Genomic DNA, 5,909 nt, shown 5'->3' with positions numbered 1-5,909 from the left:
CCTCGGTGACCTGGGTCAGGACCGACGCCTCATGGGAGGCATAGCCCTTCACCGTGCTGACCAGGTTGGGCACCAGGTCGGCGCGCCGCTGGTACTGGTTGAGCACTTCCGACCAGGCGGCTTTCACCTGTTCGTCGCCGGCCTGCATGGCGTTGTAGCCGCAGCCGCTGAGCAGCAGGGCGAGGACGGGAAGGAGGGCATTTCTGAGGAATCGAGGCATGGTGGTACTCATCCGGGTTGAGAAAGCTCGATTGTAGACCAGCCAATGGCCAGCACGTTCCTTGTGCCGGCACGGATATCGGCGCTGTCAGGCGTTGCGGCGGCCGAATGCCAGCTTGGCCGCCAGGGCCAGCAGGCAGAACACGAACAGCGCCAGCGACCAGACCGCCATGGACTGGCCGAGCAGGGTCCAGACCACTTCGCCGCACAGTCCCTCGGGCTGGAAGACCTGCGGCAGCCAGGTATCCAGCGGTATCCATTCGGGGAAGCCCATGAACATCTTGCAACTGCCCATGCCCTGGGCAGCCAGTTTCTCTTCCGCGACCAGCGACCAGGCGTGGTAGATCCCGCCCAGGCTGGCGGCGAGCATGCCCAGCGCGGCGATGCCGCCGGCGATCCGTGAACGCGGGGCGAGGCTGCCGACGATCCCGGCGAGCACCAGGCCGAGCACGTCCAGGCGAATGAAGATGCACAGCGAGCAGGGCGCGAAGCCGCGCACATGCTGGAGGTAGAGGACGAAAGCGAGGATCAGCAGGCCGCCGATGGCGACCGCGGGCCAGAACAAGCGGTTGTCGAGGGGCTTGAGGAGAGCGCTCAAGGCAGGGATTCCTGTGTCGTTGATAAGGGAGGCCGGGCCGGCACTGTGCGGCGCTGGCCGATGGTAGTCCATCAGGATTGCCCGAAGATTAAGCCGTTTGACGTAACGATGTCTGCTGCATGTTTCTCCGCTTTCGTAGGAGCTTTCAGGGAAAAACGCCGCAACGGGGTGAGCATCTGGAGGCTCCGCCGGGATAGACTATCCTGGTCTATACCAAAAGGACCATCATGCTAGCCACCAGCCTGGTGCTGTGCGCCGCCGTTCTCCACGCCACCTGGAACACCCTGGTCAAGTTCAGCAGCGACCGCTTGCTGGTCGTCGCCTGCATGGACGTTGTCGGCGTGCTCTGCGCCATCCTGCTGTTGCCCTTCGTCAGCCTGCCGCCGGCCGAAGTCTGGCCCTGGCTGCTCGGCGCCACCGTCCTGCAACTGCTCTACCGGGTACTGCTGATCGAGGCCTACAAGGTCGGCGACCTGGGCCTGGTCTATCCGCTGATGCGCGGGCTGTCGCCGCTGGTGGTGCTGGGCCTGACCCTGGCGTTCGGCGGCGAGCAGCTCAGCGGCCGGCAGATCCTCGGCATCCTGTTGATTCCCTTCGGCATGCTTTGCCTGCTCTGGGGCGGCGGCGGTTCGCGGCTGCCCTGGCGGACCCTGCCGGTGGTGCTGCTGATCGGCCTGTGCATCGGCGGATACACCTGGAGCGACGGCAACGCCCTGAAGCGCTGGCCGTTGGCGCTGGACTACCTGGTCTGGCTGACGCTGCTCTCCGGCCTGCCGTTCCCGCTGATCGCAGCCGGCGCGCGAACCCGCGCCTTCGCCCGCTTCTGGGCGCTGGAGTGGAAGCTCGGCCTGGCGGTCGGGGTCTGCGTGTTGGCCAGCTACGGCCTGGTGCTGTGGGCCATGCAGCTGGGGTCGATCGCCGAAGCGGCAGTGTTGCGCGAGACCAGCGTGCTGCTGGCGGTGCTGTTCGGCATGCGCTTCCTCAACGAGCCGTTCGGACTGCCACGCCTGCTGGCGTGCGGCCTGGTGCTGGCCGGAATGCTGCTGATGAAGCTCTGAAGGAGCTGTGCCTTTACAGAACGAGCGGCGCCAGCTTGAGTTGCAGTTCCACAACTACAAGGAACTGCCATGACCATCGCTTTCTGGTGCGTGCTGATCGCGATCTTCCTGCCTTACGTCTGTACCTCCATCGCCAAGTTCGGCGGGGAGGGCTACGGCGGTCGGGCCAACGCCGACCCGCGGGCGTTCCTCGGTTCGCTCGAAGGCTTTCGCCGGCGTGCCAACAACGCCCAGTTGAACGCTTTCGAAGTGACCCCGGCGTTCGCCGCGGCGGTGATCATCGCCCATCTGGTCGGCAACGCTTCGCAGGCGACCCTGGATAGCCTGGCCATTGCCTGGATCACCAGTCGCCTGCTCTACGTCATCTGCTACCTCGCCGACTGGGGGCCGTTGCGCTCGCTGGTCTGGTTCGTCGGCATGCTGCTCATCGCCGCGTTCTTCGTGGTTTCCGCCTGAGCAGCCCGCTGCGGCCTATGGCCGCAGTGCGGGCGCGCGGCTCTGGATCAATCGGCGGTGGCGGCGGATAATCCGCCGCTTCCGTGATCGACCCTGAAAAAAAGAGCCTTGCCATGAAGCTGAAGTCCCTGCTCGTCGTGCTGCTGGCCGGCGTCGCCCTGAGCGGCTGTCACCGTATGGATCCCAACTCGCCCGAGGCCAAGCGCCAGGCGATCTTCAAGGAAATGCTACGGACCAGCGAGGACATGGGCGGGATGCTCCGCGGACGCCTGCCCTTCGACGCGGAGAAGTTCCGCGCCGGATCGGCGAAGTTGCACCAACTGGCCGACCAGCCCTGGCAGTACTTCCCCAGTCCCAAGGCCGGCGAGGAGGGCGAGGACACCCGCGCCAAGGACGAGGTCTGGCAGCGCCAGCAGGAGTTCAAGGCCGCCACCCAGGTCTTCATCGACGCGATGAACCGTCTCCAGGACAACACTCGCCAGGCCACGCCGACCCCGGATGGCGTGCGCAAGGACTTCGCCGCGGTGGAAGACGCCTGCGAAGCCTGCCACAAGAAATTCCGCGCGCTCTGAGGCCGGACCGGGCGTCATACGCCCTGCCTGGAAGGCGCGAGGGGTAGGGCGAATGAGCGCTGGCGCTCATTCGCCGTTGCGGCAGCGCTGGGCGGCACCTGGTGTCCCGCTGCGGCGCGGATGGCGGGTAACGCCGTGGGCGTCATACGCCTTACGTGGGAGGCGCGAGGCGTAGGGCGGTACCTGGTGTCCTACTGTGCCTGGGCCTGTTCCAGGCCTTTCTTGGCCTCTTCCAGTTCGGCGCGGGCCTCGGCCAGCTTGGCCTTGCGTTTCTCGATCTTCTCCGGATCGCCCTTGCCCATGGCCTTGCGCAAATCCTTCTCGCGTTCGCTGACCTCGCGCTCGCTGTCGATCACCTTCTGCTTGTTCTCCCTCAGCAGGCCGGCTTCGGTGCAGTGCTCCTTGACCTCGGAGAGGGCCTTTTCCAAGCCGGCCACCTGGCCTTCGTTGGCGAACGAGCGGGCCGTTTCCAGCTTCGCCTCGATGGCGGCCTGCTTGGCGGCGCAACCGCTGAGCGGGGCGCCTTTGGTGGTGCCCGGCTGGGCGGCGGAGAGCGGCAGGGAGACGGCGAGCAGCAGCCCGGCCAGCGGCAGTGAAGGGCGAATGGACATCGGTTGGCTCCTTGATCGAACGGCCGGTGCGGTTGCCGGACGACGGCTCGGCCGAGCGTCCTGGCAGGCGGATGAGGCAGGCGGCAGCCGGCGTGACAAAGGCGCAAGTGTGCCAGCAAACGGCACGGTTGTGGTTGTCCGGGAGCAAAGTACGCCGCCCCGGGGTCTCTGGAGAAGGGCCATGGTTCGGGCATTCCGGCGCAACCCGGCCTAACGTTGTCCGAAGACGCCGAGAATGGGAGAACCGCGATGCGTACGCTGATCCGCCTGGTTCGCACGCTTATCCTGCTGCTGGTCCTGGCGCTGCTCGCCGGCGCCTGGTGGTGGCTGCAGGACGAGGCCCTGCGCACCCCCGCGCTGGCCGGCCACAGCGAGGACTCGAGCCTGAAGGTCGCGGGCCTGCGCCGGCATTACCTGCTCTACGTGCCGCCGGGCGTGACCGAGGGAGCGCCGTTGCTGGTGGTGCTGCACGGCTCACGGGGCGACGGCGCGCAGATGCGCCGCATCAGCGGCTACGGCTTCGACCGGCTGGCGGCGCAAGAAGGTTTCCTGGTGGCCTACCCGGACGGCTTCGAGGGCCACTGGAACGATTGCCGCAAGGCCGCCAGCTATTCGGCGCGGCTGCGTGACGTCGATGACGTGGCTTTCCTCCGCGCGCTGGTGGCGCGGCTGGCCCAGGAATACCGCGTCGATCCGCAGCGGGTATATGTCGCCGGCTACTCCAATGGCGGCCAGATGGCTTTCCGCCTGGCCGCCGAAGCACCGGGGTTGCCGGCGGCGATCGCAACGGTGGCGGCGAGCCTGCCGACCACGGAGAACGATGCCTGTCGGCCGGTCGAGCGGCCGACCGCTGCGTTGCTGATCAACGGCACGCGCGATCCGATCAATCCCTATCTCGGCGGCAAGGTCAGCCTGTTCGGCTTCGGCGACCGGGGCGCGGTACGCTCGACCCTGGACTCGGCACGCTGGTGGGCCGGCCTGAACGGCATCGCCGCGCCGCCGGACGTGGCGCCGCTGACCCGTCCCGGCCCGGTCTGGACCGAGCGCCAGCGCTGGCAGGAAGACGGCCATCCGCCGGTGGAGCTGCTCAGCGTGCATGGCGGCGGCCACGTGCTGGCGCAGCCGGACTATCGCTTCCCGCGGATTCTCGGCAAGAGCGACCCGGAACTGGACGCGCCAGCGGAAATCTGGCGCTTCTTCAGCCAGTTGCCGCGCTGAGGCTCAGACCTCGAAGACGAATTCCGGACGGAACCCGCCTCTCTCGTGGGGATAGCCGCCCGGATTGGCCAGCACCCGTGCCCGGCCGATGCGGTAGTCGAGGGCATCGTGGACGTGACCGTGCAGCCAGTAGTCGGCCTGCGCCACCAGTTCGTCGAGGTTGGAAGCGAAGGCTGGCGACAGCGGGTTGCCGACGAACTGCGGCGGGATCGACAGCGCACTGGGCGCGTGGTGGCTGACCACCAGCGTCGGGCCGTCGTGGGGCCGCGCCAGCTGTTCGGCGAGCCAGTCGCGCGAGGCCCGGTGCAGGGCGATGCTCTGCTCGGGGGTGAAGTCGCCGCCGAACCAGTCGATGCAGCTGAAGTCCGGCATCGATTGCAGGGCCAGCTCATGGGCGGGCGCATAGCCGTCCGCGCCATAGAGCTGGAAGTCGGTCCACAGGGTGGCGCCGAGGAAGCGCGCCGGGCCGATCCGCGCTTCGTCGTTTTCCAGGAAGTGGATCTCCAGCGCCCGGGCGATATTGCGCATCGCCTGGGTCAGGTCGGTCATTTCCGAGGAGTAGAACTCATGGTTGCCGGCGACGTAGACGATCTCGCTGTCGGCGAAGGTCTCGCGGGCCCAGTGCAGGCCTTCCAGGTGGCTGTGGATATCGCCGGCCAGCACCACCACGTCGGCCTCGACCTCTGGCAGTTGGCGTCGCCCGTCGAAATGTTCGTGGTGGAGGTCGGACAGCAGGCGGATCTTCATGGCACGGCTCGGCGGTAGGCGCGGCGGACCAGCATAGCTCCGCCCACCCCGGGGTTGAAGGCCGACAACGATTGACGCAGGTCATGGCTGTGCGGGAAAACCTCGCTGGCCTCGCTAATTCCCCTATGAAGTTAAGGGACAATTAAGACTGGACGCGCAGGGTTCATTCCAGCGATTCGCGCGTTCTGTCGGGGAGTGGTGCCAATGAAACTGTTATGGGGAGTTCTCGCCGCCGCGCTGGCGGCCTGGGGCCTGACGCTGGCCGTCGATCCGCCGGCGAGCCTGGATATCTGGGTGGTACGCAAGCAGGCGATCCTGCTTACCGGGGTAGCGTCCTTCGCCCTGATGTCGTTGATCATGCTGCTGGCGGTGCGTCCGGTCTGGCTGGAGAAGCCGCTGGACGGGCTCGACCGCATGTACCGCCTGCACA

General features: G+C 67.0%; 8 protein-coding genes and 1 pseudogene. 5 read left to right on the top strand and 4 right to left on the bottom strand.

Features of this window, described 5'->3' with window-relative positions; translation table 11 throughout:
• Both FFS27_RS27140 and FFS27_RS27135 read right to left on the bottom strand, forming a co-directional pair.
• A partial coding sequence (locus FFS27_RS27140; RefSeq protein ID WP_171019239.1) for a LemA family protein occupies window positions 1-220 on the bottom strand: 220 nt, incomplete at its 3' end.
• A gap of 87 nt (window positions 221-307) precedes the next feature.
• A complete protein-coding gene (locus FFS27_RS27135; RefSeq protein ID WP_021263077.1) occupies window positions 308-817 on the bottom strand; it encodes a disulfide bond formation protein B in 510 nt (169 codons plus the stop codon).
• Between the two features lie 227 nt (window positions 818-1,044).
• Between FFS27_RS27135 and FFS27_RS27130 the strand changes: the two genes are divergently transcribed.
• From FFS27_RS27130 to FFS27_RS27120, 3 genes are all read left to right on the top strand, one after another.
• Window positions 1,045-1,875 carry a DMT family transporter gene (locus tag FFS27_RS27130; protein ID WP_021263076.1) on the top strand — a complete coding sequence of 277 codons (831 nt, stop codon included), beginning with the start codon at window positions 1,045-1,047 and terminating at the stop codon, window positions 1,873-1,875.
• A 69-nt stretch (window positions 1,876-1,944) separates the two neighbouring features.
• Entirely contained in the window at window positions 1,945-2,331 is a 387-nt protein-coding gene (locus tag FFS27_RS27125; protein ID WP_003101585.1) for an MAPEG family protein, read from the top strand.
• Window positions 2,332-2,444: 113 nt separating this feature from the next.
• Window positions 2,445-2,903 carry a c-type cytochrome gene (locus FFS27_RS27120; RefSeq protein ID WP_003110213.1) on the top strand — a complete coding sequence of 153 codons (459 nt, stop codon included), beginning with the start codon at window positions 2,445-2,447 and terminating at the stop codon, window positions 2,901-2,903.
• A gap of 191 nt (window positions 2,904-3,094) precedes the next feature.
• Here FFS27_RS27120 and FFS27_RS27115 read toward each other — a convergent pair whose 3' ends face one another.
• Window positions 3,095-3,514, bottom strand: a complete 420-nt coding sequence (locus FFS27_RS27115; RefSeq protein ID WP_003084937.1) for a DUF1090 domain-containing protein — start codon at window positions 3,512-3,514, stop codon at window positions 3,095-3,097.
• Between the two features lie 249 nt (window positions 3,515-3,763).
• Here FFS27_RS27115 and FFS27_RS27110 point away from each other — a divergent pair, with 249 nt between their 5' ends.
• Complete coding sequence (locus FFS27_RS27110) at window positions 3,764-4,732, top strand: alpha/beta hydrolase family esterase (RefSeq protein WP_003129152.1); 969 nt, start codon at window positions 3,764-3,766, stop codon at window positions 4,730-4,732.
• Between the two features lie 3 nt (window positions 4,733-4,735).
• Here FFS27_RS27110 and FFS27_RS27105 read toward each other — a convergent pair whose 3' ends face one another.
• Window positions 4,736-5,479, bottom strand: coding sequence for a metallophosphoesterase (locus FFS27_RS27105; protein ID WP_003110215.1), 744 nt, complete (start codon window positions 5,477-5,479; stop codon window positions 4,736-4,738).
• 204 nt (window positions 5,480-5,683) lie between these two features.
• Between FFS27_RS27105 and FFS27_RS27100 the strand changes: the two are divergent.
• Window positions 5,684-5,909, top strand: a pseudogene (locus FFS27_RS27100) (reductase); the annotation flags it as partial.

It is taken from the genome of Pseudomonas sp. 2VD, from assembly GCF_005503585.1.
Lineage (GTDB): Bacteria > Pseudomonadota > Gammaproteobacteria > Pseudomonadales > Pseudomonadaceae > Pseudomonas > Pseudomonas aeruginosa.
The sequence above is the reverse complement of the archived record's forward strand: the minus strand, read 5'-3'. Positions and strand labels throughout refer to the sequence as shown.

Excerpts from the sequence above, each read along its gene's own strand:
- FFS27_RS27130 (WP_021263076.1), top strand. The coding sequence starts at position 1,045 with ATGCTAGCCACCAGCCTGGTGCTGTGCGCCGCCGTTCTCCACGCCACC.
- FFS27_RS27125 (WP_003101585.1), top strand. The coding sequence starts at position 1,945 with ATGACCATCGCTTTCTGGTGCGTGCTGATCGCGATCTTCCTGCCTTAC.
- FFS27_RS27120 (WP_003110213.1), top strand. The coding sequence starts at position 2,445 with ATGAAGCTGAAGTCCCTGCTCGTCGTGCTGCTGGCCGGCGTCGCCCTG.
- FFS27_RS27115 (WP_003084937.1), bottom strand. The coding sequence starts at position 3,514 with ATGTCCATTCGCCCTTCACTGCCGCTGGCCGGGCTGCTGCTCGCCGTC.
- FFS27_RS27110 (WP_003129152.1), top strand. The coding sequence starts at position 3,764 with ATGCGTACGCTGATCCGCCTGGTTCGCACGCTTATCCTGCTGCTGGTC.
- FFS27_RS27105 (WP_003110215.1), bottom strand. The coding sequence starts at position 5,479 with ATGAAGATCCGCCTGCTGTCCGACCTCCACCACGAACATTTCGACGGG.